Annotated in this window: 28 protein-coding genes; 12 read left to right on the plus strand and 16 right to left on the minus strand. The window is 69.1% G+C overall.

Annotated features, from left to right (window positions below):
- Positions 1-96: 96 nt before the first annotated feature.
- Both arsM and J2S55_RS39815 read right to left on the minus strand, forming a co-directional pair.
- Positions 97-1,326 carry an arsenite methyltransferase gene (gene arsM, locus J2S55_RS39810; RefSeq protein ID WP_306871922.1) on the minus strand — a complete coding sequence of 410 codons (1,230 nt, stop codon included), beginning with the start codon at positions 1,324-1,326 and terminating at the stop codon, positions 97-99.
- 12 nt (positions 1,327-1,338) lie between these two features.
- Complete coding sequence (locus J2S55_RS39815) at positions 1,339-1,674, minus strand: ArsR/SmtB family transcription factor (protein ID WP_306871924.1); 336 nt, start codon at positions 1,672-1,674, stop codon at positions 1,339-1,341.
- A 220-nt stretch (positions 1,675-1,894) separates the two neighbouring features.
- Between J2S55_RS39815 and J2S55_RS39820 the strand changes: the two genes are divergently transcribed.
- Positions 1,895-2,836, plus strand: a complete 942-nt coding sequence (locus tag J2S55_RS39820; RefSeq protein WP_306871926.1) for a tyrosine-type recombinase/integrase — start codon at positions 1,895-1,897, stop codon at positions 2,834-2,836.
- Between the two features lie 684 nt (positions 2,837-3,520).
- Here the strand turns inward: J2S55_RS39820 and J2S55_RS39825 are convergent.
- From J2S55_RS39825 to J2S55_RS39850, 6 genes are all read right to left on the minus strand, one after another.
- On the minus strand, positions 3,521-4,105 hold the full coding sequence (locus J2S55_RS39825; RefSeq protein ID WP_306871929.1) for a hypothetical protein: 585 nt from the start codon (positions 4,103-4,105) through the stop codon (positions 3,521-3,523).
- 17 nt (positions 4,106-4,122) lie between these two features.
- Positions 4,123-4,779: a C39 family peptidase gene (locus J2S55_RS39830; protein WP_306871931.1), complete on the minus strand. Its 657-nt coding sequence runs from the start codon at positions 4,777-4,779 to the stop codon at positions 4,123-4,125.
- A 702-nt stretch (positions 4,780-5,481) separates the two neighbouring features.
- Positions 5,482-7,071, minus strand: coding sequence for a protein kinase domain-containing protein (locus J2S55_RS39835; RefSeq protein WP_306871933.1), 1,590 nt, complete (start codon positions 7,069-7,071; stop codon positions 5,482-5,484).
- A 399-nt stretch (positions 7,072-7,470) separates the two neighbouring features.
- On the minus strand, positions 7,471-7,770 hold the full coding sequence (locus J2S55_RS39840) for a hypothetical protein (RefSeq protein WP_306871935.1): 300 nt from the start codon (positions 7,768-7,770) through the stop codon (positions 7,471-7,473).
- Positions 7,767-7,910, minus strand: a complete 144-nt coding sequence (locus J2S55_RS39845; RefSeq protein WP_306871938.1) for a hypothetical protein — start codon at positions 7,908-7,910, stop codon at positions 7,767-7,769. The genes J2S55_RS39840 and J2S55_RS39845 overlap by 4 nt, the downstream gene beginning before the upstream one ends.
- Before the next feature lie 329 nt (positions 7,911-8,239).
- On the minus strand, positions 8,240-8,587 hold the full coding sequence (locus tag J2S55_RS39850) for a hypothetical protein (protein ID WP_306871940.1): 348 nt from the start codon (positions 8,585-8,587) through the stop codon (positions 8,240-8,242).
- 263 nt (positions 8,588-8,850) lie between these two features.
- On the opposite strand from J2S55_RS39850, the gene J2S55_RS39855 reads away from it, so the two are divergent.
- Entirely contained in the window at positions 8,851-10,281 is a 1,431-nt protein-coding gene (locus tag J2S55_RS39855) for a hypothetical protein (protein ID WP_306871943.1), read from the plus strand.
- Between the two features lie 131 nt (positions 10,282-10,412).
- Here the strand turns inward: J2S55_RS39855 and J2S55_RS39860 are convergent, their stop codons facing one another.
- Positions 10,413-10,868: a transposase gene (locus tag J2S55_RS39860; protein ID WP_306871947.1), complete on the minus strand. Its 456-nt coding sequence runs from the start codon at positions 10,866-10,868 to the stop codon at positions 10,413-10,415.
- 168 nt (positions 10,869-11,036) lie between these two features.
- On the opposite strand from J2S55_RS39860, the gene J2S55_RS39865 reads away from it, so the two are divergent.
- Positions 11,037-11,546: a hypothetical protein gene (locus tag J2S55_RS39865; RefSeq protein WP_306871949.1), complete on the plus strand. Its 510-nt coding sequence runs from the start codon at positions 11,037-11,039 to the stop codon at positions 11,544-11,546.
- A 472-nt stretch (positions 11,547-12,018) separates the two neighbouring features.
- Here the strand turns inward: J2S55_RS39865 and J2S55_RS39870 are convergent, their stop codons facing one another.
- From J2S55_RS39870 to J2S55_RS39880, 3 genes are read right to left on the minus strand one after another with little or no spacing between them, the layout of a single operon-like run.
- Positions 12,019-12,675, minus strand: a complete 657-nt coding sequence (locus tag J2S55_RS39870; RefSeq protein WP_306871950.1) for a response regulator — start codon at positions 12,673-12,675, stop codon at positions 12,019-12,021.
- Entirely contained in the window at positions 12,672-13,805 is a 1,134-nt protein-coding gene (locus tag J2S55_RS39875) for a sensor histidine kinase (RefSeq protein WP_306871952.1), read from the minus strand. The genes J2S55_RS39870 and J2S55_RS39875 overlap by 4 nt, the downstream gene beginning before the upstream one ends.
- A 44-nt stretch (positions 13,806-13,849) precedes the next feature.
- Positions 13,850-14,638, minus strand: a complete 789-nt coding sequence (locus J2S55_RS39880; protein ID WP_306871954.1) for a hypothetical protein — start codon at positions 14,636-14,638, stop codon at positions 13,850-13,852.
- 624 nt (positions 14,639-15,262) lie between these two features.
- Here J2S55_RS39880 and J2S55_RS39885 point away from each other — a divergent pair.
- The 3 genes from J2S55_RS39885 to J2S55_RS39895 all read left to right on the plus strand — a co-directional run bounded on the left by J2S55_RS39885 (position 15,263) and on the right by J2S55_RS39895 (position 16,449).
- A complete protein-coding gene (locus J2S55_RS39885; protein ID WP_306875779.1) occupies positions 15,263-15,469 on the plus strand; it encodes a tyrosine-type recombinase/integrase in 207 nt (68 codons plus the stop codon).
- A 68-nt stretch (positions 15,470-15,537) separates the two neighbouring features.
- Positions 15,538-15,981 carry a GNAT family protein gene (locus tag J2S55_RS39890; protein ID WP_306871957.1) on the plus strand — a complete coding sequence of 148 codons (444 nt, stop codon included), beginning with the start codon at positions 15,538-15,540 and terminating at the stop codon, positions 15,979-15,981.
- 12 nt (positions 15,982-15,993) lie between these two features.
- A complete protein-coding gene (locus J2S55_RS39895; RefSeq protein WP_306871960.1) occupies positions 15,994-16,449 on the plus strand; it encodes a hypothetical protein in 456 nt (151 codons plus the stop codon).
- A gap of 409 nt (positions 16,450-16,858) precedes the next feature.
- Here the strand turns inward: J2S55_RS39895 and J2S55_RS39900 are convergent, their stop codons facing one another.
- Positions 16,859-17,731 (minus strand): helix-turn-helix transcriptional regulator, encoded by an 873-nt coding sequence (locus tag J2S55_RS39900; RefSeq protein WP_306871962.1) that lies wholly within the window; start codon positions 17,729-17,731, stop codon positions 16,859-16,861.
- Positions 17,732-17,903: 172 nt separating this feature from the next.
- On the opposite strand from J2S55_RS39900, the gene J2S55_RS39905 reads away from it, so the two are divergent.
- From J2S55_RS39905 to J2S55_RS39915, 3 genes are all read left to right on the plus strand, one after another.
- Complete coding sequence (locus J2S55_RS39905; protein ID WP_306871965.1) at positions 17,904-18,680, plus strand: SDR family oxidoreductase; 777 nt, start codon at positions 17,904-17,906, stop codon at positions 18,678-18,680.
- Positions 18,681-19,321: 641 nt separating this feature from the next.
- Positions 19,322-19,864, plus strand: coding sequence for an alpha/beta fold hydrolase (locus tag J2S55_RS39910; RefSeq protein WP_306871968.1), 543 nt, complete (start codon positions 19,322-19,324; stop codon positions 19,862-19,864).
- The gene (locus tag J2S55_RS39915; RefSeq protein ID WP_306871970.1) at positions 19,821-20,075 is read left to right on the plus strand and encodes an alpha/beta hydrolase family protein; all 255 of its coding nucleotides are present in this window, start codon (positions 19,821-19,823) and stop codon (positions 20,073-20,075) included. The genes J2S55_RS39910 and J2S55_RS39915 overlap by 44 nt, the downstream gene beginning before the upstream one ends.
- Here the strand turns inward: J2S55_RS39915 and J2S55_RS39920 are convergent.
- Both J2S55_RS39920 and J2S55_RS39925 read right to left on the minus strand, forming a co-directional pair.
- A complete protein-coding gene (locus tag J2S55_RS39920) occupies positions 20,045-20,491 on the minus strand; it encodes a recombinase family protein (protein ID WP_306875783.1) in 447 nt (148 codons plus the stop codon). The two genes, J2S55_RS39915 and J2S55_RS39920, sit on opposite strands and share 31 nt — an antisense overlap.
- A gap of 439 nt (positions 20,492-20,930) precedes the next feature.
- Positions 20,931-21,392 (minus strand): helix-turn-helix transcriptional regulator, encoded by a 462-nt coding sequence (locus tag J2S55_RS39925; protein ID WP_306871972.1) that lies wholly within the window; start codon positions 21,390-21,392, stop codon positions 20,931-20,933.
- A 158-nt stretch (positions 21,393-21,550) separates the two neighbouring features.
- On the opposite strand from J2S55_RS39925, the gene J2S55_RS39930 reads away from it, so the two are divergent.
- The 3 genes from J2S55_RS39930 (at position 21,551) to J2S55_RS39940 (ending at position 24,201) form a co-directional block, all read left to right on the plus strand.
- The gene (locus J2S55_RS39930; protein ID WP_306871974.1) at positions 21,551-21,973 is read left to right on the plus strand and encodes a VOC family protein; all 423 of its coding nucleotides are present in this window, start codon (positions 21,551-21,553) and stop codon (positions 21,971-21,973) included.
- 95 nt (positions 21,974-22,068) lie between these two features.
- The gene (locus J2S55_RS39935; RefSeq protein WP_306875785.1) at positions 22,069-23,094 is read left to right on the plus strand and encodes an aldo/keto reductase; all 1,026 of its coding nucleotides are present in this window, start codon (positions 22,069-22,071) and stop codon (positions 23,092-23,094) included.
- A gap of 6 nt (positions 23,095-23,100) precedes the next feature.
- Positions 23,101-24,201, plus strand: coding sequence for a winged helix DNA-binding domain-containing protein (locus J2S55_RS39940; protein ID WP_306871976.1), 1,101 nt, complete (start codon positions 23,101-23,103; stop codon positions 24,199-24,201).
- 396 nt (positions 24,202-24,597) lie between these two features.
- Here the strand turns inward: J2S55_RS39940 and J2S55_RS39945 are convergent, their stop codons facing one another.
- The gene (locus tag J2S55_RS39945) at positions 24,598-25,515 is read right to left on the minus strand and encodes a helix-turn-helix domain-containing protein (protein ID WP_306871978.1); all 918 of its coding nucleotides are present in this window, start codon (positions 25,513-25,515) and stop codon (positions 24,598-24,600) included.
- Positions 25,516-25,531 lie beyond the last annotated feature (16 nt).

Consider the following 25,531-nt stretch of genomic DNA (forward strand, 5'->3'; position numbering starts at 1 on the left):
CGCTCATATCGACGGCTGTCGATTTCGATATTTATCGATATTGGCAGCCGTCGATGTCGTGCAGGTGAACGCCGGGCCAACAGCGGCCTCGCGGGCTCAGGCGCCGACCACAGCGCTGCGGCGTTCGATCAGCAGCACGTCGCGCCAGACGCCGTGGTGGCGGCCGACGCGCTCGCGGGTGCCCACGACGCGGAAACCGAGCGCCTGGTGCAGGCTCAGGCTCGCGGCGTTCTCGCCGAACACGCCCGACTGGATCGTCCACACGCCGGCGTCCTCGGCGGCGGCGATGAACGCCGCCAGCAGCGCCCGGCCGATGCCGTGGGCCTGGCAGCCGGGGTGGACGTAGATGCTGTGCTCGACCACGCCCGCATACACCGGACGAGACGAGACCGCCGTGGCGGTCACCCAGCCGAGCACCTCGCCGGAGGCGGCGTCGGTCGCCACATACCGCAGGTGCGGCAGCCGGCTCGCGGTGAAGCCCTCCCAGCTGGGCGCTGTGGTCTCGAAGCTGGCCTGGCCGGTGTCCAGCCCGGCCTGGTAGATGGCCAGCACCTGCTCGGCGTCGCTCTCGCGCATCGGCCGGATCTCCAGGCCGGGTCCGATGGCGGGCTTGACGGCCTGGACGATGGCCGAGTGCACCCCGTCGCCGTGATCGGCGGTCAGCGTGATGGCGATCTGGACGAAGCCGGCCTCGGTCAGCAGGTCCCGGTACTCCTGCACGGTGAGCGATCCGGCCGCGCAGCCGATGCGCTGCTCGGCCTGCTGCCGCGCCTGCTCGTCGAGCGCCTGCGCGGTGACGACGTCGCTGACGCCGAACCGGCCGCCGGGCCGTAGTACCCGGAACGCCTCGGCCAGCACTGCGGCCTTGTCGTCGGACAGGTTGATCACGCAGTTGGAGATGACCACGTCGACCGTGTGGCCGGGCAGCGGGATCGCTTCGATCGTGCCGTGCAGGAACTGCACGTTGGACGCGCCCGCCTGTGCGGCGTTGCGCTGGGCCAGTTCCACCATGGCAGGGCTGGCGTCCAGGCCGAAGACGGTGCCGGACGGGCCGACGCGGCGGGCGGACAGCAGCACGTCGATGCCGCCACCGGAGCCGAGGTCGAGCACCGTCTCGCCGTGGCGCAGCTCGGCGACGGCGACCGGGTTGCCGCATCCCAGGCTGGCCCGCACTGCCCCCTCGGGGAGCACGGTCAGGTCGTCGTAGCCGGCCGCGCCGAAGCCGCCCTGCTCGAACGCCTCCTGCCCGCAGTCGGCGACCGTCCGGCCGGCGTCCGCGGCACGGGCCAGGGCCGAGTAGCGGTCGATGATCTCATCGTGCGCCATGGCGACGCTCCTTCACTCGCAGGTGGGCGCGGCCGGCACGGGGTTGCCCATCACCACGTCCGCGGCGGTCGGGAAACAGCTCACGCAGTTCTCGTTGATCCGGTACAGGCTGGACGTGCCCTGCCGCTCGACGAGCACGAACCGCACCTCGGCCAGGATCTTCAAATGGTGCGACACCGTGGACTGCCCCACCCCGGACGCGGCCACGATCTCACCCACGCTCATCGGCGCGCGCCGTCGGGCCAGCAGCGACACGATCTGGATGCGAGTGGCGTCGGCCAGGGCCTTGAACCAGCTCGCGTACTCTTCGGCCTCCGCGCGCGGCAGCGGCTCCTTCATCTCATCCATCGTCAATCGACGATATTCGATAAAAGGCGAAACCGAAAGCCCCATGCTTCCCTTTCGCGCGAGCCTCCATGTACGTGATAGTGGCCTTTATCGCGTACATGAGCGATCATGGCGGCGCGGCGACCAGGAGAACCTCTTGCCGGGACGGTACGCGACTCCGGCACGTTATCCGGTACATCTCGATCCGGTGCATCGCGGCGGACGTCGCCCGGCGGCCGGCATGAGCGCCGCACCGAAGATCTCCGCCCTGCGCGGCGGGCACGTCACGCTGGCCGCGGCCGCCGACGACTTCCTCGCCACGGCGCGCACCGCCAACCCCAACACCCACCGCGCCTACGCCTCGGCCATCGACCGCGTTACCGCGCGGCTCGGCTGCGACCGGCCGCTCGCCGACGTCGCCGACGCTGAGATCGGCGCCGCGCTCACCGAGCTGTGGGGCCGATGCGCGCCGGCGACCTGGAACCGCAACCGCGCCGCCGTCACCTCCTGGCTGACCTGGTGCCAGACCAAGAAGCACTGGGCCGCCCCATCGGTCCCAGCCGACGCCGAACGTCGCAAGGAAACCGCCGACGAGACCCGCGCCGTGGCCAAGTCCACCATCCACCGGTTGCTGTCGCGCCGTGACATCCCGCTGCGGGAGAAGACGCTGTGGCGGATGCTGTACGAGACCGCAGCCCGGGCCGCCGAGATCCTCGCTCTCAATGTCGAGGACTTGGACATGGAGCACCGCCGCGCCCCCGTCCGCTCCAAGGGCGGCGCCATCGAATGGGTGTACTGGGACAGCGGCACCGCCCACCTGCTGCCTCGCCTACTGCGCCTGTCGGATGGCAGCACGCGCACGCACGGCCCGCTGTTCTTGTCCGAACGCCGTCCCGTCCCCGCCCGGCGGCCGGCGGCCGCCGACATCTGCCCGCACACCGGCCGCGCCCGCCTCGGCTACGACCGCGCCCGCGTCCTGCTCGACACCTACGCCGGCCTCGACCTGCACCAGCTGCGCCATAGCGCTGCCACCCACCTCGGCGAGGCCGAAGTCCCGCTGCAGCTCATCATGGGCAAGACCCGGCACAAGAACCCCCGCACCGCCCTGCGCTACGTCAAACCGGGCGCTGAGGCCATCGCCAAGGTCACCGAGGTTCTGGCACCTCGCCGTCGTACCCACTGATCAACTGACTGGCGGCTAGCCGGAGCTGTAGGAGTTCCGGGCCATCATGGACCGCTAACAGGCGAAAAAACCGCAGGTCGCTACCGCTAATTTCTGCACCCAGCCTCCTCGAAGGCCAACATGCACGAAGGCCCCCCGCACCTCTGGATCATCCAGCGGAGCGGCGGGGGCCTTCGGCATGTCCGGGGAGTTTTTTGGCACCTCCACGCGCGTGCGCGCGACCTGCTAGCGCGGGAACCGGGGTCGAGGAACAGCGGAACAGTCATTGGCGGTAAGCCGCTGCGTCGCAGGTCGCGGAATGCTGTGCAGGGCATCGGGGCGGTGATTCCCAGGGCCATGCCCTCGCGTCAGCAGTCCCTGACCGCCTGGCCCTTCCCATTCGACCAGCTCACCGCCACAACGAGAAACAAGATCTTTCTCACCGCCAACGGCTGTTCCACCGTTCCTCAACCCCGATGGTCCGCACCACCTGGCCGATCGCTTCACGCCGGTCGCGCGCTGGCGTACCGCGAGGGCGAACATGGCCAGTTGGTTGGCGGTGTGCGGCCAGAGCTGAGGAATGATGTGCGCGGGCACTACGGCCTTGGGAGCGGGGCGACGATGAAGTCACCCCCGCTTCCCCGAGCAGCTCAGCCCGACCGGCGGTCTTGCGCGATCACCTCCAGGAAGGGCGGGCGGATGGCGTCAGGTCGGCTCCCGGTCGCGGGGCTGGTGAGCCCGGTAGTCCTGGGCACGGGCGGTGAGCTCTCGGAAGAACACCGGTGGTGGTGTGACCTGGCCCTCGCGCCCGATCGGGGAGGGGGCCAGCGGTATGAGCAGGTCGGTGTTGGGCGAGTGCAACCACAGGGCCATCTGGTAGAGCTCGGGGATCCGCAGGAGTCGGAGGTCGAATCCGGCCAGTTGGAGCTGCGGCAGGGCTCGTGCGGCTTTGACCGCGGTCGCGGTGGCTCCAACGGATGAGCCTCTGTAGAACGTCGGCGGGAAGGTGCGCTCCGGCGTTTCGGAGACTTCGGCGCCGGCGAGCACCTTGCCGCCGGACTCCAACAGGAATCGCCAGCCCACCGGCTGCGCCCTCTCCAGGCCACCGCCGGCCTCGATGTCTCGCACGAGCAGCGCGAACACCCGGTGCGGGGTGGACACCTCCACATCGTCCGGGGCGATCTCGCCCAGCAGTTTCGGGCCCTCTCCACTGGCTCTGGCGATCTGGCCGAGATGGGAGCGCGTTTCGTCGCGAATCCGTCCCGGAGGTTCAGGCGTGTTCAACGGCATTGTGCAGCTCCCTGAGGCTAGTTGCGCCGAGTCTTGAAGGTCCTGTTCCAGGTGCCGTTCGGGCCGCCCGGGTAACCGCCGAAGAGCGTCTCCCATGCGACCCACATGATGGGATCGTTCTCCGTGCCCGCGTATGTCCCGTGAGTGTCCTCCCATGGGTCATGCACCCATACGTGCACCAGTTCACCGGTCGCCGGGCGGTAGCTGTAGCCCCAGATGTTGACGATGTGGCCGGACAGGCCGCCACCCCAGCCGATGTTCATCATGATCGGGCGTCCGGCGTCTATCTCTGCCTTGACCTCGTTCTTCGTCAGCTCTTTGAGCCTTCTGACCTCCACCCACTTGTCGACCACCCAGCTCGCGTCAACGGAATACCTGTCACCGTCGGCGACCGGGACCTGAATCCCGGCCTGCTGCAGCGGCCCGAAATCCGGCCACCAGCCCTGGTTGCAGTCCCCGCGTAAGTCCCCACCTGGGCAGCAGCGGAACGGCCGCTGGTCGGCAAGCCGGGAGTCGTCCCTGTTGAGGACCGCGGCGGCGAATCCGCACTGGGTCCAAACCTGCGCGTTGGCGTAGGAGTTGGCGATGCTGATCGTTGTCGCGTTCCAGCACCAGAGGGTCTTTTCCTGGTATTGCTTCCAGCGCCAGTAGGTCGAGCCGAGGCTCTTGATCATTACGCTCTCGTCTGGTTGTGTCACTTGATGCCATCCCCTTCCCTGCGCCGCTTACCTTGTCGCCGTCTTCGTGTTGATGATCCAACGGCATCCTTTTGCCGGAGTTTTTACCGGATAGCCGAGAATGTAAATGGGTAGATTTGCCGGAGTGGAGCCGAGAAACTCGAACCTCTGAGACCAACTGGGGGTGCCGTCAAGGCGGCTGTCACCAGCCGTCATTTGGGTGCTGACGTGCGCAGTCAGTGAGTACGGTGACGGGGTGCCAGAACCTCGGTGACCTTGGCGATGGCGTGCGTTCGTGGCGCGCTCCATACGGAACGGTGTCCAGATCCGGCCAACCTCGCACCCCGTCGGGGCCGGGGCCCTTGCCGGGGGCGGGTGCGGCCGGACGTTCCTCAATCCCGGAAAGGCCCTCCGCTCCCGAACGTGTCCCCAGCCGCCATCTGGGCCGGTGACCCGGCAGAATCTGGGTTCTGCCCGGTCTCCCAGACGGCGCAACCGCAGGTCAGCGCGATGAGATGGTGCGGCCCGCCAATCCGGTCCCGGTAAACGAGCCGCCGGACCATGCCGAAAGCCGGCCTCGGAACAGGTGGGTCAGAGCGGAACGCCAAGGTCCTGACCTGCGGCGGCCGATCTACCTTGGGGCTGGGGACACGCTCGGGAGCAGGACGCCGGCCCCCGGGGCTTACTGGTTCCCGAGTCTTACTGGAGTTCGCAGGGATTACCCTGACTGTCCTCGCCGCTGGCCACCCTGAGACCCACCGACGTGCCCCGCGTGACCGTGGTCCCGGTGCTCGGAGTGGTGGACAGCACGGTCCCTTCCTCCCGGATGCACGTGTTGAGCAACGTGGTGGAGCCGACTCTCAGGCCAGCCGCGATGATGGCGCTTTCCGCGCCCGCCCGGTCGCGACCCGCCACGTTGGGCACGACCGTGAGGTTGCACCGTACGCGGAACTTCTCCCACGACTGCACCAGGGTCGCGTCACTGTGGATGACATCGGTGGTCCGGCCCCCACCGCCGACCGCCGTGAGGAAATGACCGGTGATGGTCCGGATCGCGTACACGTCGCCGCCCTGCGGGATCAGGGCGAACTTCTCCCATGCCTGCAGGAGCGTGGCGTCACTGTGGATGACATCGGTGGTCCGGCCCCCACCGCCGACCGCCGTGAGGAAATGACCGGTCACCGTCTTGATCCCGAAGTTCACGCCATCGCCCGCGTCGACGAGCGTGAACCGCTCCCACGAGCGCGCCACGGTGGCGTCGGTGTGGATCACGTCTCCTGTCTGGCCTCCATCGCCGACCGCCGTCAGGTAGTTCCCGGTGTTGAACGTCTGGAACGTGCACATGGTGGGGGTAGCGAACATCATTCGGGGGCCGCCACCGTCAATCCCGGTGGCCGGATCGTGCAGGGCGGTCAGCGCCAGGGTCCGGCGGTCGGCGATGACCTGGGTGAGCGCCTCAGGCAGCCACCGCCCCTGGTCAGGCGAAGCGAGCGCGGTGAGCTGGGTCAGCACCTGCTCCAGGCTGGGCCGGGCGGCGGGGTCCTTGGCCAGGCAGGCCGCCACCAGGGCGGCCAGGGGGGCGGGCACTCCCTGAAGATCGGGGTCGGCGTGCGCCACGCGGAAGACGACCGCGTGGACGGGCCCCGTTCCGAAGGGGCTGCGGCCGGTCACGGTGAAGGCGAGCACGCAGCCGAGCGAGAACACGTCCGAGGGCGGCCCGACCTCTCGGGCCATGGCCTGTTCGGGGGACATGAACGCGGCGGTGCCCAGCACGGTGGAGGTCTGGGTGTGGCTGGTGGCGTCCAGGGCGCGGGCGATGCCGAAGTCGATCAGGCGGGGCCCGTCCTCAGCAAGGATGACGTTGCCGGGTTTGAGGTCGCGGTGCACCATCCCGCAGGCGTGCACGGCGGCGAGTCCTTCGGCCAGCCCGGCGCCGAGCACCGCGGCCGACTCCACAGGGAGCGGCCCGTGCTCATCGACGGCTTGGTGCAGGGAGGGGCCGGGGATGTAGGCGGTGGCCAGCCATGGCCGGACGGCGTCGGTGTCGGCGTCCACGACCTGGGCGGTATAGAACCCGCCGACCTTGCGGGCGGCGTCCACCTCGGAAGCGAAGCGGCGCAAGAAGTCGCTGTTGCCGGCCAGCTCCGGGCGCACCACTTTGACGGCGACCAGGCGCCCACCCGGGGAGCGGCCCAGGAACACCTCTCCCATCCCGCCCCCGCCGAGCCTTGCGTGTAGCCGGTAGGAGCCGATGTGAGCCGGGTCGCCGTCGCGTAGGGGGTCGGTCATAGTGACTCATTCCTCGCCGAGATCTTCACCGGTCGGTGTCGATGATTCCAAAAGAGGTGCCACCGGAATATGGCAGAAACGGGCCGCGCCCGGGCACTGACCGGACAGAACCGCTGTTCTGCCGGGTCACCGGCCCAGATGGCGGCTGGGGACACGTTCGGGAGCGGAGGGCCGAATACGGCTGGCGTGGGCTGTCTGAGCGGCGGAGACTTCGTGGACGTAGGTATTTCGGACGACAATCGCGCAGTTGAGCCCGTCGTCCGAGAACGTGTACGGTTCTGGACGGTCTGCGCTGGGACTTGCGTCATCGCAGGTCAGAGACTTGGCGGCCCGAATCTGCCGTATTCCGGTAGCACCCGGACGAGGCCTCCGCATCTCCTGGGGGACCTGCAGCGGAACCTACAGTCGGCACCGGCACGGCGCGGTGACCAGGGTGCGCGCCGCCTCGTCCAGGTGCGCCACCGTCCCTGAATCCAGGCAGTAGCGGCAGCCCAGCGCGGCGGCCACCGCCGGGTCGGACCAGATGCGGTGCTCCCAGGCCGCCGGACGCTCCGGCGGCTCGGCCTCGCCGCGTTCGGCGGGCTCGTTGTGGCCGCCGACCCAGCCCAGGCCGCCGCAGAAGCGGCAGGCCAGAAATAGTCGGCCCAGGCGTTGGCCCTTGCTGCCCTCGCACTCGGGGCAGGTGATCGGGTCGGTCATCTCCGCCCGGTCCCGCTGCACGCGGTGCAGGGCACCCACACGCTTTGCTTGTTGCTGCTGCCGTTGCGATCGACCCATTCGCCGGCGGCGCCCAAACAGGTGTCGCAGATCGGCGGGTCCTTCTGGTCGTCGGTGGCCATGCCTTGACGCTACGCGGCGCATGCGGCGTTGTCAGTCCCGTAGCTGGTCCCACGCGCGTGCGTAAGAGACTCTGAAAACTCCGGAAACTCGCCATCTCCGTCTGGCTATGTCGATGAGAAACGGAGCCGAATGTTGCTGACTGGCTCCCTTGATCGCCTCGGTCGCAATGCCGTGTCGGTGAGTTCGGGAGCCACCTCGTCGGCTCGGGCGACTTACCGGCAGTCTCCAGCCTTCCTCTGGGCCGGGCGGTCGGAGCGTGCCGGGGCCTGCCAGCCCTTGCTCCGGGAGCAGGACGGCGGGTCGTGGTTCGGGGCGAGGACAACCAGGATCAGGCGACGGTGAGCGGCCCGTCGACCAGGTGCGCCGCCAACGGACCGGTCATCCGGAACCGTGCCGGCGGCTGCAGGGCCAGCCCGTTGGCGCAGGTGGCGAGGTGGCCGACCTCGTCGGAGGCCGTGGAGTCGAGGTTGCCGAGCAGTTCGACCGCGCGTGGGACCACCCGGGAGAGGGCGTCCTGCACGCAGTATCGGACGTAGAGCGAGTCGGCGAGTGTCGACCCGTCCGGGTCGCCGTCGTCGATCCGGCGGGGGATGCCCTCCGCGGCCGACATCGCGCCCTCGGTCTCCACCGGCAGCCAGACCCGCTCGGAGTCGGGCACCCGGTTGTCGGGCAGCACCCGCTCGCATGGTCCCAATGCTTGTCAAGACGCTGATGATATTGCCGGACCGCCCTGTTATGGCCGCCTTGAGTGGGCTTGTCACGCTCCAACGCTGGGCGATTGGATCCAGAGGTGATCTTCTGCGGTGCGTCACCGGCGGGTTCCGGATGCGCCACCTAGGTCACCGCCCGTCCTGCCCGGCCCGGTCCTCTTGCCGCGGGCGGGTTATCGGCCTGCGCCGTCCTCCAAGAAGCCGTCCTCCAAGACAAGGAGTCGTGACCATGACCCTGCTGACCTACACCGTCCTCACCGACCCGGCGCCCCTGGAGGCGTCAGCGGCCGGGCGGCCGTCCACGGGAACGGTGTACCTGGTCGTCACCAACACCGGGCAGCAGGCGGCGTACTGGTCCACGATCGAGGTGGGGGTGCCCGTCGGCAACGGCGCCGGCGACCTCACCCCGGACTTCAACAAGATCAAGCCCAAGGGCGAGTACGGCCCGCGGTCGGGCACCCGGTCGTCGGTGAACATCCAGCGGCAGGGCTCCAACGCCTTCCAGGCCACCGCCCCCGGCGGCAGAGCCTCCTTCGTCCCCGGCGACCACATGGTGCTGAGGCTGGAGAACGTCACTGTCGCCTCCACCGCCGGGCTGGCCGTGCTGAAGGTGACCGAGAAGGCCGGCAGAACCAAGACCGGGCGCCTGAGCCCCAGCTTCGCGGCGGTGGCGCTGGTGAAGACCGCGCCAAAGGAGCTCCCGGCGCCGCACAGCTTCCATCCGGACAAGGCCATGATGAACCCCGGTGACAAGCTCACGCTGAGCTGGCAGGGGTCTACCGGCTTCCGCTACGAGATCATGTACCCGGGCGCGCCGCAGCCCATCCCCGTCTCCGGGGACAGCTGGTCACCGCCCGACGCCCCGAACCGGGCTACGACCTACATCCTCATCGCCACCGACCCCAACAAGCAGCAGCACTTCCTCACCACGACCGTTCAAGTGCGCAATCCCGTCCTGGAAACCCTCACCGCCACCACCGGGATCAAGACCCCCCGGGTCCAGGGGACCGCGACCAACTGGGGCCTCACCATCACCGGCACAGGGGCGGAGATCTCCAACGACTCCGGCGTGAAGGGGACGTTGACGGCCGGCGAGGCCACCGTCAGCGGCGTCGCCACCGAGTACGTGAAGGGGCTCAACAGCGGCGACGGAGACATCACCTTCCCCCCGGGCGGGGTGAAGGTCTGGCGCACACCCGGCTCCAACGACTCGGGCACCCTGTACGCCGGTGGCGTAAGAACCGATTACGTGAGCGGACCTAACGACGCCGACGGAGACATCAGGTTCCTCCCAGGCGGAATGAAAATCTGGAGCGCACTCGGCTCCAACGACCCGGGCACCCTGTACGCCCGCAAGGTCAACGGCGGAGTGGCCTCAGGGCGGAGCACCCCTAGGTATGGCTGGAGGCCGACAGGAGGGAACACGTACGACATCACCGTCGATACCTCCGCAGCCGGGTTCACCAACACCCCCGTTTACCTCATCGCCCTCGGGGGTGACTTTTACGGCGAGCATGACCTTCGTGCAGGTGGCATCTACAACGCCACCGCCACCGGCTTCAGCGTTCACCTCAAATGGCGCGACAACGTATTCCCGACGCTCGCCGATGCCGAGCGGCTCGGCTGGCACATCAACTGGGTCGGCTACGAAACTTCCTGACTTCACCACCGCTCGAGCAAACAACCCCTGCACACGACATGGGTCCCGCAGGATGCTCCGGGTCCATTGGCCCCTCACGCTCACGTCGGCCTGGCCCGCCCGAGCACGCCGCTGGCGGCCCCCACCGTCGCCTACAGGTTGTCCCTCGCTCGCACCCCTTTTTCCTCCTCAGCCGCTTTTTCGAGCGCCCGCAGGAGTTCGGGATCCACTGCCATCCCTGCGGCGTGCTGGTGGGCTCGCTGGCTGGTGGAGTCCACGCTGACCAAACTGAGATCGACCTGACCGCGAGCAGCCGCCTCCGCGATCATCCGTTCCTGCAAGTTCTGCATGACGCCCGACAGCGCCCACGCCCGGAACCGGTCATAGACCGTCGACCGCGACCCATACTCGGCCGGAACGTCCCGCCATGGGCTGCCCGTCCGGAAGTGGTGGATCACCCCGTTCAGTTGCCGCCGAAGGTCGGGGACCGGCCCCCGCCCACCCAACGGCAGCCACGGCTCGATCAGCGCCCATTCCGCATCGGTTACATCACCACGTGCCATATCAACGGTGCTACCAGCCGCGGTGTTCACCCGCAGGGCGAACACCGTGATCTCAACTCAGAACACTCCCTAGGGGTGCCGTCGGAATACGGCAGAAACGGGCCGTGCGAGCACATCGCCGCAGGCAGTAGAGAAGCCTCGCGGCGGTCAGAGGGCTTGCACCGGGACCCCGATTTCCGTCATTGGAGGGATCATGGACGCGTGAGGGCGGAGATGCTTGCGAATCTGTCGGCGGCCGATCCGGGTATGCGGGCCGAGGCGCTGCGGTGGTTCGCGGCGCACGGGGACTCCGGCGACGCGGCGGTCGTGGCACCTCTCGTGCGGGATCCGGGCGAGTTCGATGATCGGGATCATGACGATCCACCCGAGTCGGCTCGAACGCCCGTCCGGATGGTCGCCCTCGAAGCGCTCGCCCGGCTGCGGGCGCCGGGGATGTTCGCCGGGGTGTTCGACGACGCGCTTCAGGACGGCGATCTCCGGGTTCGGGCGCGGGCCGCGCTGGGCGCTTCGGCCGGGGCGCTGCTGGCGCGGCTCGCCGTTGAGGGCGATCGGGGGGTGCGGTACCGGATCGCGGTCGGGCTGCTCGCCGGTGACGTCGGCCGCGACCAGGCGGTTGCGGCCCTCGAACGGCTGCGCGGCGGCGACGACCCGGCAGCGGTCGCCGCCGCCCCCGTCCTCGGCGCGGTGGCGTGCCTCTCCCACCGGCGGCGGGACGACGGGTAGCGATGCCGCCGCTCCGGTGATTGGGGACGATACGCCCACAGTGACCCGGCAGGGCTTGTGTTTCTGTCGGGCCAGCCGGACGCGGCCCGTTTCTGCCGTATTCCGGCGGCACCCCCATTACGCGAATCCAATGGTGCCGTCAGACCTATCTGGCGGCTGGGGACACGTTCGGGAGCAGAGGGCCGATACGGCCGGTCCCGGCCCCCCGTCCGCTGAAGCCGCCTTCGACGGAGCAAGTTGGGGTGCCGTTAAGAAACGCGTCACCAGCCCCAAACCGTAACGTCTCCGCAGGTCAGACAAGGTTTCCTCCGTAGAGGCATCGGCTCACCGGGGCTGTCATGACTCTCAGATGCAAGCCGCCGACCTGTGCCTTCTCGCCCATTTGGGGCTGGTGACGCGTTTCTTAACGGCACCCCTAACACGTCCAACCCTGCGGCGAGGTCCGGACGGTGTGGGGCGCCAGTAGTCGTGATCAGGGTAGGTCGTTCCCGCCTGTGTCGCGGACGAGCAGCGCGATCTGCACCCGGTTGGCCAGGCCCAGCTTGGCCAGTGAGCGGCTGACGTGCGCCTTGACTGTGGTCTCGGTCATGCCCAGCTCGCGGGCGATCTCGGCGTTGGACAGCCCTCGAGCCACCGCCCGCGCGATCTGGCGTTCGCGCTCGGTGAGCCGGGCCAGGCGCTTCCTGGCGGCGGCCGAGTCGGGGATCTCCTGCCTGGCGAAGGCGTCGAGCATGCGCTTGGTCACCGTTGGTGAGAGCGTGGCGTTGCCTTGAGCCACCGCGCGCACGGCGGCGATCAGGTCACGGGGCGGGGTGTCCTTCAGCAAGAAGCCCGCTGCCCTGGCCCGCAGGGCGCTGTAGACGTACTCGTCGCGATCGAAGGTGGTCAGCATGACCGTCTTGGGCGGCTGAGGCGAGCAGTTGATCTCCCTGAGCGCCGTCACGCCATCCATGACCGGCATCCGCACGTCCATGAGGACGACGTGCGGCTGGTGGCGGGCGGCCTCGGCCACCGCCTCGGCCCCGTTGCGCGCCTCGGCGATCACCTCGATGTCGCCGGCGGCCTCCAGGATCGCGCGCAGGCCGGTGCGCACCAGCGCCTCGTCGTCCGCGATGAGCACTTTGATCATGTCGGTAGCCTGACGCTGACCAGGAATCCGCCGTCCGGCTCCGCTGCGGCCGTGAAGCGTCCGCCCAGCAGCTCCACGCGCTCGCGCAGCCCCAGCAGCCCGGCCCCGCCACCGGGCAGGTCCAGGGCCGGTTCGGGCGGGGCGGCGTTGCGCACGTCGACCTGCAGCGCGGCGGGCAGGTGACGCAGGACGACCTGGGTCGCGGCCCGGCCCGCGTGTTTGTGGATGTTGGTGAGGGCCTCCTGGACGACGCGGTAGGCGGTGTGCTGGACCATGACCGGCAGCGCGCCAGGATCGCCCTCCTCGTGCCGTTCCACCGGGACGCCGGCCGAGCGGGACTGCTCCAAGAGCCCGTCGAGATCGGCCAGTGTCGGCCGCGGATGGTACTCCCCGTCCTCCTCACTGAGAACTCCCAGCACCGCTCTGAGCTCGGTGAGCGCGTCCTTGCCCGTCACGCGGATCAGCTCCGCCTCCGCCGCGGTCTTCTCGTCGGTGGCGTTGATCTCCAGCGCTCCCGCCCGCAGGACCATGAGCGAGACCCGATGGGTCACCACGTCGTGCATCTCGCGCGCGATCCGGGCGCGCTCCAGCGCGCGCGCCTGCTCGCTTCGCGCCGCCTGCTCGCGCTCCAGCCGCCGGGCACGCTCGCGCAGCCCCGCGACCACTTCGCGGCGGGCGCCCGCCCACAGCCCGAGCACCAGCGGGAGCCAGACGAACAGGGGCGCGCCACCAAGCGCGCTGACCAACCCGGCACCGGGCTGCGGGATGACCGCGACCAGACTGGCCGGCACCGCATACAGCGCCAGCGGGACCGGGCGCCGCAGGGCGGTCGCGGCCACGTACGAGGCCACCGCCAGCAGCAGCCCCGGCGTGCGGAGCACAGCGTCGACCGGCGCGAGCACCAGGAGCAGCCACGGCCTGCCGAGCGCCGCCCTGGCCGCCGCCCACACGGCGAGCAACCCCACCACGGCGGCCGCAACGTAGGCAACCGGCAGGTGCGCGGGCAGTCCGGCCAGCGTGGCCGCGTACCCGTACGCCTGCGCGCCGGGCAACGCCGCCGGCACGAAGGCCCCGCAGAAGGCGGCCGCGGGCAACGCCCACGACAAGAGCCCGGCCCGCACATCCCTCACCCACCACAGCGTAGAGGCCGCCGAGCGGTGCCCGGAGCGGCCTGTCACCAGCTGAGCACCCGCAACGGCACCCGGTCCCCGGCCGGCTGCGCCTGCGCGCGCAGCTGCGGTACGGCATCGCGCAGCACCTTGATCCCGAGCGGCACGAGCACCAGGCACAGCGCAGCACCCGACAGGACGCCGTCGATCAGCTCGCTTCTCTTCAGCACGCCGGTCCACAGCCATCCCGAGAACACGAACAGCACCAGCCGCCCGGTGCCGAACGTGCCCGCGCGGAAGGCGGCCAGGCCGAGGAGCAGCGTCCCGAGGTAGAGACCGAAGGCCGCCGAGACCGGAACCCGCCAGGGCCCGTAGGAGATGTCCACGTACAAGTCCATCACGATCTCGGTCGTCCGCTCCAGCCCCAGCGTCCCGATGAGCCGCAGGGCCGTCTCGTCCACTCCCGCCCAGTACAGGCGCGAGAACAACCCCACGACCACCAGCGCGCCACCCAGCCGGGCCGCCCAGGGGGAGCGCGCGGCAGCCACCCGGGCCAGCACGACAATCGCCAGGCACAGCACGATGGCGCCCGCCGTGTAAAGGGCGTACCCAGCCGTAGCCAGCCCCGGGTTAACGGCGTAGGCGGCCAACTGCTCCGGCGCGGCGAACGGCTGCGTGGCGAAGGACGCCCGCTGCTCCGGCGTGAACTCCGCCGTGCTTGTCGCCAGGTGGCGCAGCGTCAACCCGGCGAACCACAGGAGCGGCCCGAGCACCAGGGCGCCACCTCCGAGGAAACGCCCGGGGAACCAGGCATTGTGGTGAACCGACGTGGGAGTGATGTTGATCAATGACATGCCCTCACCCTGACGTGCAGGAGAAGGCCGCCACATCTGCCGTTAGACATGTACAGATGTCTCTTTAGTTGAGTTGGTGACTGACGTACCGCGGCCCTGGCCGCCTTCCTGGCCGCTCTCCACCAGCCTGTCCCTCTACGAGGTGGACACCGCCTTGCCGGGGGCCGCGGAAGGCTGCGGCCCGGTTCCTCCGAGTGGATCGCCGGCAGCTCGCCCCAGCCCGCCGAGCTGCCGGACGGCTGATGGGGTCGTCGTTCTTCTCTCCCAGTTCTTCGTCCACGTCCAAGGCACTTTGATCCTGGCCGCCGGGCTGCGGACGCTGCCAGCCTCGCTGGCCATGGTGATCGTCAGCCCGTATGCGGACCCGCTCGCGGCTAGGTACGGCGTCCGCGTCGTCGCAGTCCCCTGGAAGCATGAGCAAGCACGCATCGATGGACAGGGAAGCCGGCGCCCGCATCCAATCCGCGGCCGCCAAGATCCCCCTACATCGACAGCTCCCAGGGCGACTTCGATCGCCGGGCTCAATTGGCCGCCGGCAAGAACGAGGCCCGAAAGAGGGATCAGCAAGACGACGACTGAACGTATGAGCGCGCCGAGTACCTGTTCAAGCAGGCCACCATCAGCCTGGACCCGGCCGGCGCCGGCTACACCCTCCACCAACTGCGCCACTCCCGGCTGACCCACCTGGGCGAGGACGGCTGGTCGGCTTCCATGCTCATGATCCTGTCCGGCCACCGGAACCTGCGTACCCTCGGCATCTACGTCCAGCCCAGCACCGAAGCCGTCGCCGCCGCACTGGCCGAGCACGACCCCGGCCGCCGACGACACTGACCACGACCTCACACCGCCTGCAGGGTGATCGCATGCCTCGTGACCGAAGCCCGATTCGCGTCCAGCGGGTGTCCCGCCTGCGCTGGTGGTGGAACCGCATCACCACGCCGCACGCCCCGTCGCGCTTCGTCTACCACCCGCCCGCACTTCCGGCCGGCCTGCGCGAGATCTACGTCTACGATCCCGGCGATTACGACATCGCCCGCCTCGTCTGGCAGGTCTGCGACGCCTGCCGCTGCGGCAGCATCAACAAGATCTCCATCGACCAGAAATGGCAACGCCAAGGGCTCGGCCGCCGCCTGATCCACCGCGCCCTGCGCGACGGCCCCGCGTACGCCTGGGTCACCTCAGGACAGTCCCCGGAAGCCAAGCAGTTCTTCCCGATCATGAGCGCCGAGACGGGAGCGGCGTTCACCGCGCACGGCCCGTCATGTCCCCACACCAAAATCGACCGGAGCATCGCCGCCGAACGCATCCCGCCACCGCGCGCGGTGATCGAACACGACATCTGACAACGCCACGCCATGGACAATGCTGACCACCAGTCCGCCGCCTCCTCCCCAGCCGGGGCCGAGGCTGCAGCTCCCGACTACACCGTTCCTCAACGCCAGGACGGCTGGCCCAACTGGCTCGGCCGCCGCCCGATGCGCAGCTCCGACCGAGCGAAAATCCGTGAAGCGCTCGAGACCGGGCTACCCGACGGACCACTCACCGTTCCGGGCCCCTTCCTGTGCTACCTCACTATCGACGGCCTGGACCGCGAAACCGACCAGCGCAAGCTCATCCGGCTCCGGGGCCGGATCCACGCTGCGGCCCGGGTCGCCGCCGAGGGGTGCCGCACCACCTACTACGCCACCGACTCAGCCCTCACCATCGGCATCCAGGGCCCCGACACACATGAACGCGTCAACCAACTGCGCAACGCGCTGTCCAAGCTCATCGCCAAACACGGCTGGACTATCAGGGATGAGCCCCGCTGACCAGCGCCTCATCGCTTAGCGGGAATTTCGGCCGGATATGACCACGACCCCTGGCCGCAGCGATGGGCCCAGGCTGACCGGAACGGGAAGCAGGAGATCTCGAGAGAAATCTTGTCGGCTATAGCATCCAGCCAAGACTCGCCGGAGGCCGTAGCACCGGAGGACGCCGGCGTGGGCGGCGTAGCGGGTGTAGGCAACGATGACCGCGGCGACCGGGTGAAAGGTCATCCAGTCCTGTGTCGGCGGTGGATGGGACGACGGCACCCCCCTCGCTCTCGCACCTGCTCCCGGATACGAGGAAGGCGGCCCCCGATCGGACGGCCGCCTTCGTCATGCGCCTACAACGCGAGGATCGGACATGACCTCATGCCGAGCGCCGTGCCGCACGAGCCCGATTGTGACACGGCTCTCAGGGCACGGGCGGGGCGTCGGCTGCGGCGATCTCCGGCGCTGTCCAGCTGCTCAGCAACTGCAGGGCCTTGGCGCTGTCGGAGCCGGGTTCAACGTTGTAGACGCACAGCGTCTGCTCCGCGTCGCCGGGGACCTGGAAGGACTCGTAGGAGAAATGCATCTCGCCCACGACCGGATGGAAGTAGTGCTTGGCACCGTGAGTGCGGCGCAGCACCCGGTGATCGTTCCACCATCCCGAGAACTCAGGCGACAGCAGCGTGAGCTCTCCGACGAGGTCGGCCAACTGGCGGTCGTTGGGGTAGCGACCGGCTTCGAGGCGCAGCATGGCCACCGTCTCCGCGGCGATCTTCTCCCAGTCGCCCACCCGCTCCCGGGCCTGCGGATCCAGGAGGTAGTAGCGGGCCAGGTTGCGCCGGGTCGCCGGCAGGGCGTCGAAGTCGGTGAGGACGGCCTTGGCGAGCTGGTTGGCCGCCAGTACGTCGGTGCGGCGGCCGAGGATGAACGCCGGCACATGGCTGAGGGTGTCCAGCATCAGGTACAGGCCGGGACGCACCCGCTGGGGCCTGGCGGGCGCACGCCGGGCCGTGCGGGGATTGCGCAGCAGCAGATCGGTGAGGTGCTCGCGCTCCGACGCATCCAGCCGGAGGGTACGGCAGAGGGCTTCCACGACCTCGGCCGACGGAGTGCCGACCCGTCCTTGCTCCAGGCGCGTGTAGTACTCGGTGCTCACTCCGGCGAGACGTGCCACTTCGTCCCTGCGCAGTCCGGGCACGCGACGCACCCGTCCGTCCAAGTCGAGCCCTGTCTGTTCGGGGGTGATCGCAGCACGTCGAGAGCGGAGGAAGTCGGCGATCTCCTTACTGCGGTCCATGAGTCCAGTGTGAACGAGCCGACCCGACCTGTCCTTCGCGAAAGTGGCCCTGCCAGTACCTGCCTGAGCAAGGCCAGCTATGGCGCTCCGAAGGGGACACGGACCCGGTGTGCTGGAGGTGCGCCGGGAAGCCCGGCCCCTCGGAAAAGATTTCGTTCGAAAGGTACACACCATGTCCACACAGACCACCGTCAAGCCGCTTCAGGGCCGCGTCGCGGTCGTCACCGGCGCCTCCAGCGGCATCGGCGAGGCGTCCGCCGAGAAGCTGGCCGAGCTCGGCGCGCACGTCGTCTTGCTGGCTCGGCGGGCCGAGCGGCTCCAGGAGCTGGCGGCCCGGATCGAGAAGAACGGCGGCGGCGCTACGGCGATCGCCGCGGACGTGACCGACAAGGCGGCCGTCCAGGGCGCGGCCGACCGGGTCGCGGCCGAGCTGGGCGGCGCCGACCTGGTCTTCAACAACGCCGGTGTCATGCTGCCCGCCCCGATCGAGGAGCTGGCCACCGACCAGTGGCAGCACCAGATCGACCTGAACATCACCGGCCTGATGAACGTCGTCGGCGCCTTCATCCCGCAGCTGGTCAAGGCGGCCGGAGAGCGCGGTGTCGGCGACCTGATCAACACCTCGTCGATCGCGGCGCAGAACATCTTCCCGAACTTCGCGGTCTACACGGCCACGAAGGCGTACGTCACTCATCTCTCCCGTCACCTGCGCGTGGAGCTGGGCCCGAAGAAGGTCCGCGTGGCGGCGATCGAGCCGGGCATCGTCGGCACCGAGCTACAGAGTCACGTCACCGATGAGGGCGCCCTGGCATGGCTGGCCGGCGCCAAGGAGAGCATCGAGTGGCTCACGCCGCAGGACGTCGCCGAGACCATCGGCTTCCTCGCCGCGCTGCCGCCGCGGGTGAACCTCCAGCAGGTCACGATCATGCCGACCGGTCAGACTTCCTGACCCTCGACCGTTGTCTGGGTCTGCCCACCGCCAAGGGGCAGACCCGACAAGGGGTGCCACCGGAATACGGCTGGCGTGGGCCGTCGAGCGGCAGGGACTTCTTGGACGTAGGGTTACCACGGTCCGGTGTGTGGGGTTTTGGGTGTGGAGCGCGTCGAGCAGGGTGGAGGCTAGTCCTCGTCGGTGCGCGCGCGTGGGTGCACTACAAGCCTGCAGATGTCGACGGTTCCGTCGTCCAAGATGACCCAGGACACGGCTCGGTCACGCGGTGATCGTCCCAGAGGTTCCCAGTGGTCGGCCATCGGGCCTCGGCCACGGGGGCGGGGTCGTCCCAGGAGGCAGGTTCACCGGTCCGGTGCCTCCTGCGGCGGCACCGGCGATGACCGCCGGCCACGCCGACGGCTGGTTATCCGGTGCCGCTTCCTTCTGGGGCATGCCACCGACGATCCGGGGCAGCTTCACCGACGCGGACGGCACGCAGCCCGACTTCGCCGCGCACTGGGCGGTCGCGCTCGAAGCCGAGTACGGCCCGCTGGGCGAGCCGCTCTGACACCGCCCGCCGCATGGCACACACGGCAGAATGGGCAGCGGCGGCGTGCCGCTTCTGCTTGTTCACGGCGGGCCGGGCTATCCGAGCGACCTTGTTGTTCAAGGCGTTTGAACCGCTCGCCCTGGAACGCGAAGTCATCTGGTACGACCAGCTCGGGGTGGGGCGTTCGGATCGGATCGACGACGCCTCGCTGCTGACGGTGGATCGCTTCCTCGACGAACTCGGCGCGGTCATCGGAGGTCTCAGCCTGGAACGACCTCACGTCCACGGCCACTCCTGGGGAGCCATGCTCGGGCTGCAGTACGCCGCCGAGCGCGCGCCCGAATGGACGAGTCTGATCTGCGCCAACGGACTGGCCAGCGTCCCCCGGTTCGAAGAAGAGGTACGAGATCTACTGGCGAAGCTACCGGGCGATGTCCTGGACCGCACCTACGGCCGTGAGCTGCGAGGAGAGACGGATGATCCGGATTACTGGGTCGCCCAGGGCGAGTACATGCGCGTGTGTCGTGCGCACCTCTTCGGTGAGCCTCGACCCGGATCTCATGAGCTTGATCACGTTCCGGACGATGATCGGTCAGGCGGACTGCCACGTGACGGGAGCCCTCAAGGATTGGGACATCTTCGACAGGCTTGAACGGATTCGAGTTCCTACGCTGGTCCTCGGCGGAGAGTTCGACGAATGCGTTCCCTCGCATCTCGCGGATATCGCCGGCCGCATCCCGGATTCCGAGCATGTCACGCAGTCCGGCGCCGCCCACATGGGCTATCTCGAGGAGGAACCGCTTCGCCGCGAGTACGTCTCCATCATTCGGGACTATATGGAGCGGATCGAAGCGCGCTCGTAGCGGCGATCCGCCGGCCGGCTGACCGCCCCGGTCAGCCCCCCTGATGGAGCCTTGTTCCCCGCCGCCCGCTCGTCTGCCCGATACACCGTCGAGCGGGCCACTCCAAACAGCTTGGCCGGCTCGGCGCTGGTGTGCTCGCCTGCCTTGTGCAGCGCCACCAAATGCGCTTCCTGCCGCGCGTTCAACTTCGGCTTCTTGCCGCGCAGCCGTCCTTTGGCCTTGGCGATCTTCATGCCCTCGCGGGTCCGCATCCGCGCCAGGTCCGCCTCGAACTCCGCGACCATCGCCAACACGGTGGACAACAACTTGCCCATCGGATCGGTCGGATCATGGATCGACCCGCCCAAGTTGAGCTTCACCGCGCGAGCGGTCAGTTCTTTCGTGATGTCGTGGGCGTCGGCCACCGACCGCGCCAGCCGATCGAGGACGGGCCGGCAGCAAACACCACCTGATCACCGAGGCCACCGGCATCCCTTATCGGCCCGTGCTGACGGCGAGGCCGCCAGGTTCCGTCGACGACACTGTCCACTTCAGATCATCGCAGCTCACAGCCATGATCGATGTTCAAGCTCAAGATAAGGTGGGCGGTGCAGTGGGGATGGTGCGGATGCTCGGCACGCTCCTGAGCGAGGACCCCACGGCGGTCCCGGCCTTCGTGGTGCGGTGCGTCGCCGAGCAGCTCGATCGACGACGAGCACTTCACCGAGTACGGGGCGCGCTCGCAGACGGCGTACGGGCACGTCGACGTCAGGCGGGTCCCGGCCGCGCGGATGACCGGACTGGCCCGGTACGGGCTGGCCCCGAAGGCGCCCACGCTGAAGGGGTACTGGGCGTCGCAGGTGGCGCCATTGTGTGTCAGCGCGAGGTGTCGGTGTCTGGCGCCTGCGTCGGGTGGGTGATGCCTGCGGCGTTGGCGTAGCGTGCGGCGAGGCATGCGAACGCGGTGGTCAGCTGCGGCGGGCCGATGACTTCGATGTCGGTGTCGAAGCGGCCGATTGCGGCGGCCAGGTCGGTCCATGACCAGGAGCCGAGGGTGAGCCGACAGCGGTCGGGGCCGAGTTCTTCAACGATTCCGTCCTGGACGAAGGGGGCTACGGCCGTAGCGGGGAGATTGAGGACGACTTCGCCGTGGCAGGGCCAGTCGGTGGTGGTGCCGTCGGTGCCTCGGAATCGGCCGACGATGAAGGCGGATACGTCGCCTCCGGGGAACTCGCGCGGGGTGAAGCGCGGACCGGTGGGTGTGCGGGGGCGTATGCGGTCGACGGCGCGTCTGAAGCAGTGAGAGCAGCGCGAGGACGTTTTTTGCATGCTCATCATTCTGCTCCGCAGTACAGGACACAACCTGTCCGCTACCTGCGGAATGGTGGATACCAGAGCCGCTGAGGAGGCATTGCCCCTGGCCATGGGTCGCCGCGCCCGTGGGCCCTGTCGTTGCAGCTGCGCACCCCCGTCAAACCGAAGGCAAGGAGCCGGCCATGTCCGTCACTACCACCACCCACCTGAACTTCCGGGGCGCCGCGCGTGATGCGCTGGACTTCTACCAGTCCGTCTTCGGCGGACGCGCCGTCACCGTCACGTACAAGGACGCCGGCAATGTGCAGAACGAGAACGAGGCGGACTGGGTGATGTGGGGCGAGGTGGTCGGCGACAACGGTTTCCACGTCATGGCCTACGACGTGCCCTCCCAGCTGCCCTGGAACCAGGGTGAGAACCCGTTCTTCGTCTCCGTGCGTGGCGATGACACCGACGAGATCAGCGCCCTGTGGCAGAAGCTGGCGGAGGGCTCGACAGTGGTGCGGCCCCTGGAGGCGGCGCAGTGGGCGTCGCTGTACGGCATGCTCACCGACCGCTTCGGCGTGACCTGGGTCCTGGACGTCACCGCTCCGTATAACGGCTGATCCAGCCCGGCCAGGAACAGAAGATCGGCCTGGGCCGCCGCGTCCCTGCGGCGGCCCAAGGGTAGCGAACCGGAAGGAAACGGGTCACCGTGCGAATGCGACAGCTGGGACGTACCGGCATCGAGGTCAGCGCCTACTGCCTGGGCACCATGATGTTCGGCAAGATGGGCAATCCCGACCACGACGACTGCGTGCGCATGATTCACCGGGCGATGGACGCAGGCATCAACTTCGTCGACACCGCCGACGTGTACGGCTGCAGCGAGACCGAGGAGATCGTCGGCAAGGCCCTCAAGGGGCGCCGCGACGAGGTGGTGCTGGCCACCAAGTTCAACGGCCCAATGGGCGAGGGCCCCAACCGCGGCGGCAGCTCACGCCGCTGGATCATGGCCGCGGTCGAGGGTTCACTGCGACGGTTGCAGACCGACTACATCGACCTCTACCAGATCCACCACCCCGACCCGCACACGGACATTGAGGAGACTCTCTCCGCATTCACCGACCTGGTACGCGCCGGGAAGGTCCGCACGATCGGCTCCTCCAACCTGCCGGCCTCACAGATCGTCGAGGCCCAGTGGGTGTCCCAGCAGCGCGCGTTGCACCGGCTGCGCACCGAGCAGCCCACCTACTCCATCCTCAACCGCGGCATCGAGCGGGAGATCCTGCCGACCTGCCGCCGCTACGGCATGGGCGTCCTTGTGTGGAGCCCGCTGGCCATGGGCCTGCTCACCGGCCGCTATCGCAAGGGCACCGCGCCGCAGAACAACGCCCGCATGCGGTGGGTCCCCAAGCACCTCACCGACGAGGGCAAGCTTGACGCCGTCGAACAGCTCCTGCCTGTCGCCGACGAAGCCAGAATGTCCCTCACCCACCTGGCCATGGCCTTTGCCACCAGCCATCCGGACGTCACATCCGCGATCATCGGCCCGCGCACCATGGAGCAACTGGACGACCTGATCACGGGTGCAACTCTCACACTCGACGACGGCGTCCTGGACCGGATCGACGCGATCGTCCCGCCCGGCACCGACATCAGCCCCCTGGACGTCTCCTACACGCCGCCCTCCGTCACTCGGCCTGTCCTGCGCCGCCGTCCTGTTGACGAGCGCGCCGCGGCCTGAGCACCCATGACCGTCCTCAACGTACGCGCTCTCAACCGCGCGACCCTCGCCCGCCAGTACCTGCTCGAGCGCACGGACACACTGGTCCGTGACGCTGTGGCCCACCTGTGCGGCATGCAGGCGCAAGAACCTCAGGAGCCTTTCATCGGCCTGTGGTCCAGGCTGCACGCCTTCAGGCCCGAGAAACTGGACGAGGCGCTGGCAGACCGTGAGGTCGTCCGAACGCACCTGATGCGCCGCACCGTCCACCTGGTCGCCGCTGACGACGCCCTGGCCTGGCGCGTCCGCCACGACACCATGCTGCGCCAGCGGGTGCTCGGAACCTACCGCCGTGAGCTCGACGGGGTGGACCTCGACGAACTCGCCGCCGCGGGCCGGGCGGTCATGGCCGACGGCCTTTGCCACTCGATGGCCGAACTCACCCGCGCCCTCGCCGACCGCTGGCCGACCCCGGCACCGCGGGCCTTGGGCGAGATGCTTGTCTCCGCCCTCGTCCCGATGGCCCAGCGGCCACCGCGCGGACTGTGGCGCACGAAGGCCGGAGTGCGCAACGTCCTGCTCTCGTCCTGGCTGGGACGCGAGATCGACCCACCGGCCCCGGACGGCACCGACCCGGTCGGCGCAGCGCTGGTGCGCCGCTACCTGGCCGCCTTCGGCCCCGCCTCCTCAGCCGATCTGCGCGCCTGGTGCGGCCTCGCCGGGCTGCCGGCCGCGGTCGCGGCGGTACGCGAGGAGCTCGTGTCCTTCCGCGACGAGCGAGGCCGGGAACTACTGGACCTTCCCGACGCCCCGCGCCCCGACCCCGGCACCCCCGCTCCAGTAAGGTTCCTGCCGGCGTTCGACAACGCGATCCTCGGCTACCACGACCGCAGCCGGCTCATCGACGACGCCCACCGCGGCCTGTCGGTCACCGGCGCCCGCGTGGTCCTGGTTGACGGCCGGGGGGCCGCGACCTGGAGCGTCAAGGCCGGCACCGTGACCGTCACCCCGCTGCGCCGCTTCTCCCGAGCCGAACACACCTCCGTGGCCGAGCAGGGCCAGGAACTGGCGGCATTCCTCTCCGACCATGACAGCGATCGCATCGAGATCGCCAAGACGCCCTGTTGAGTGGCGCCTTGGACGCTTCGGCCACCGATACCGCAGCAGTGTGCTGGTGCCTCACCGCGGAGTGCGGCCACGCGTCATGGGCCGGGAACCGCGGCAACCGCTTGCCGCGGCACCTGACACGGCTGGGCGCCACCTCCGGAGAACCAGTGCACGGGACGCGGTTCACCCGACCGACGTCAGGTCAGCCGGCAGGTGTGCCGATCTGGTCGCGTTCGAGCGCGGCACGTAGGGTCCGCGAGGACCCACGCGGCGTCGTCGGTCAGGAGCAGCAGGGCGGAGCGTGGGTCCGACCGTTCGGGCCGCCGGGCGGCCGATCACTCGACGGTCCGAATGGCCGCCTCAGCCACGAGATCGAAACCGCACCTCACCCAGCTTCCCGAGAGTTCGCGCCCAGGTTCAGCGGCCGCTGCGCTCGGCGCGCCAGCGGCTGGGTGAGAGACCGGTCTGGCGCTGGAAGAAGGCGGTGAAGTTGGCCGCGTCGGTGAAGCCGACCCGCTGCGCGCAGCGGGCCGCGGGCAGGTCGGTGTGTGCGAGCAGGCGTTTGGCCTCCAGGATGATGCGCTGGTCGAGGAACTGTTTGGCGCCCAGCCCGGTGGCGGCCCGGGTGGCGCGGGTCAGGGTGCGCCGGTCGTAGCCGAGCGCGCGGGCGTAGTCGGCGACCTGGTGCTGGGTGGCGAACCGCTCCTCGACCGCGATCCGGTAGCGGGCGAAGGTCTCCTGGTCCACTGTGTCGGGCGCACCGAGCGTGTCGGGTTGGTCGGGTCGCACATGCAGGACGAGCACCGACAGCAGGTGGGTGAGCACGGCTGCAGACGTCGGTCGGGGAGCTGTCACGGCCAGCCGGTGCTCGTGCGCCAGGTGCTGCCCCGCGCGGACGGCCGCCGGCCAGGACCGTTCGTCCAGCTGCCAGTTCGCACCGCTCCAGCCGAGTGCAGGTCCTGAGGACATCGGGCCCGACGTTGCCGAGGCAGTGGCCAGCGGGTCGGTGGGCAGGAAGCCCGGTTCGAACAGCACCAGCGGCCCGTCCACCCGTTCCACGTCGTTCCAGCGGTGCACGGTGCCGGGGCGGATCCACACCACGTCGCGCGGTCGCAGCCGGTGCTCGACGAAGTCGGCGCTGTGCCCGCCCGTCCCTGACCGGACCAGTGCCAGGACGTGGAAGTCCGGACGCTGTGGGCGGGTCCGCAGCCGGGCGGGGTCCATCCGCCGCAGCCGGGCGAAGCTGAGCACCTCGACGCCGAACCTCGACCCTGCGCCGGGGGTGTAGCGCAGCTGCCGCACCTCGGAAGGCTGACCGTTTTCCACTAGCACCACGCCTCTTTCCACCGTG

This window comes from Streptosporangium brasiliense (assembly GCF_030811595.1).
Classification (GTDB): domain Bacteria; phylum Actinomycetota; class Actinomycetes; order Streptosporangiales; family Streptosporangiaceae; genus Streptosporangium; species Streptosporangium brasiliense.

Bases quoted from the DNA above. Each gene is read 5' to 3' on its own strand.
- J2S55_RS39895 (WP_306871960.1), top strand. From the start codon at position 15,994: ATGGACAATGCTGACCACCAGTCCGCCGCCTCCTCCCCAGCCGGGGCC.
- J2S55_RS39935 (WP_306875785.1), top strand. From the start codon at position 22,069: ATGCGACAGCTGGGACGTACCGGCATCGAGGTCAGCGCCTACTGCCTG.
- J2S55_RS39845 (WP_306871938.1), bottom strand. From the start codon at position 7,910: ATGGCCACCGACGACCAGAAGGACCCGCCGATCTGCGACACCTGTTTG.
- J2S55_RS39820 (WP_306871926.1), top strand. From the start codon at position 1,895: ATGAGCGCCGCACCGAAGATCTCCGCCCTGCGCGGCGGGCACGTCACG.
- J2S55_RS39865 (WP_306871949.1), top strand. From the start codon at position 11,037: ATGCTTGCGAATCTGTCGGCGGCCGATCCGGGTATGCGGGCCGAGGCG.
- J2S55_RS39900 (WP_306871962.1), bottom strand. From the start codon at position 17,731: ATGGACCGCAGTAAGGAGATCGCCGACTTCCTCCGCTCTCGACGTGCT.
- J2S55_RS39855 (WP_306871943.1), top strand. From the start codon at position 8,851: ATGACCCTGCTGACCTACACCGTCCTCACCGACCCGGCGCCCCTGGAG.
- J2S55_RS39905 (WP_306871965.1), top strand. From the start codon at position 17,904: ATGTCCACACAGACCACCGTCAAGCCGCTTCAGGGCCGCGTCGCGGTC.
- J2S55_RS39830 (WP_306871931.1), bottom strand. From the start codon at position 4,779: ATGATCAAGAGCCTCGGCTCGACCTACTGGCGCTGGAAGCAATACCAG.
- J2S55_RS39840 (WP_306871935.1), bottom strand. From the start codon at position 7,770: ATGACCGACCCGATCACCTGCCCCGAGTGCGAGGGCAGCAAGGGCCAA.
- J2S55_RS39930 (WP_306871974.1), top strand. From the start codon at position 21,551: ATGTCCGTCACTACCACCACCCACCTGAACTTCCGGGGCGCCGCGCGT.
- J2S55_RS39880 (WP_306871954.1), bottom strand. From the start codon at position 14,638: ATGTCATTGATCAACATCACTCCCACGTCGGTTCACCACAATGCCTGG.
- J2S55_RS39815 (WP_306871924.1), bottom strand. From the start codon at position 1,674: ATGGATGAGATGAAGGAGCCGCTGCCGCGCGCGGAGGCCGAAGAGTAC.
- J2S55_RS39925 (WP_306871972.1), bottom strand. From the start codon at position 21,392: ATGATGAGCATGCAAAAAACGTCCTCGCGCTGCTCTCACTGCTTCAGA.
- arsM (WP_306871922.1), bottom strand. From the start codon at position 1,326: ATGGCGCACGATGAGATCATCGACCGCTACTCGGCCCTGGCCCGTGCC.
- J2S55_RS39870 (WP_306871950.1), bottom strand. From the start codon at position 12,675: ATGATCAAAGTGCTCATCGCGGACGACGAGGCGCTGGTGCGCACCGGC.
- J2S55_RS39835 (WP_306871933.1), bottom strand. From the start codon at position 7,071: ATGACCGACCCCCTACGCGACGGCGACCCGGCTCACATCGGCTCCTAC.
- J2S55_RS39825 (WP_306871929.1), bottom strand. From the start codon at position 4,105: ATGCCGTTGAACACGCCTGAACCTCCGGGACGGATTCGCGACGAAACG.
- J2S55_RS39940 (WP_306871976.1), top strand. From the start codon at position 23,101: ATGACCGTCCTCAACGTACGCGCTCTCAACCGCGCGACCCTCGCCCGC.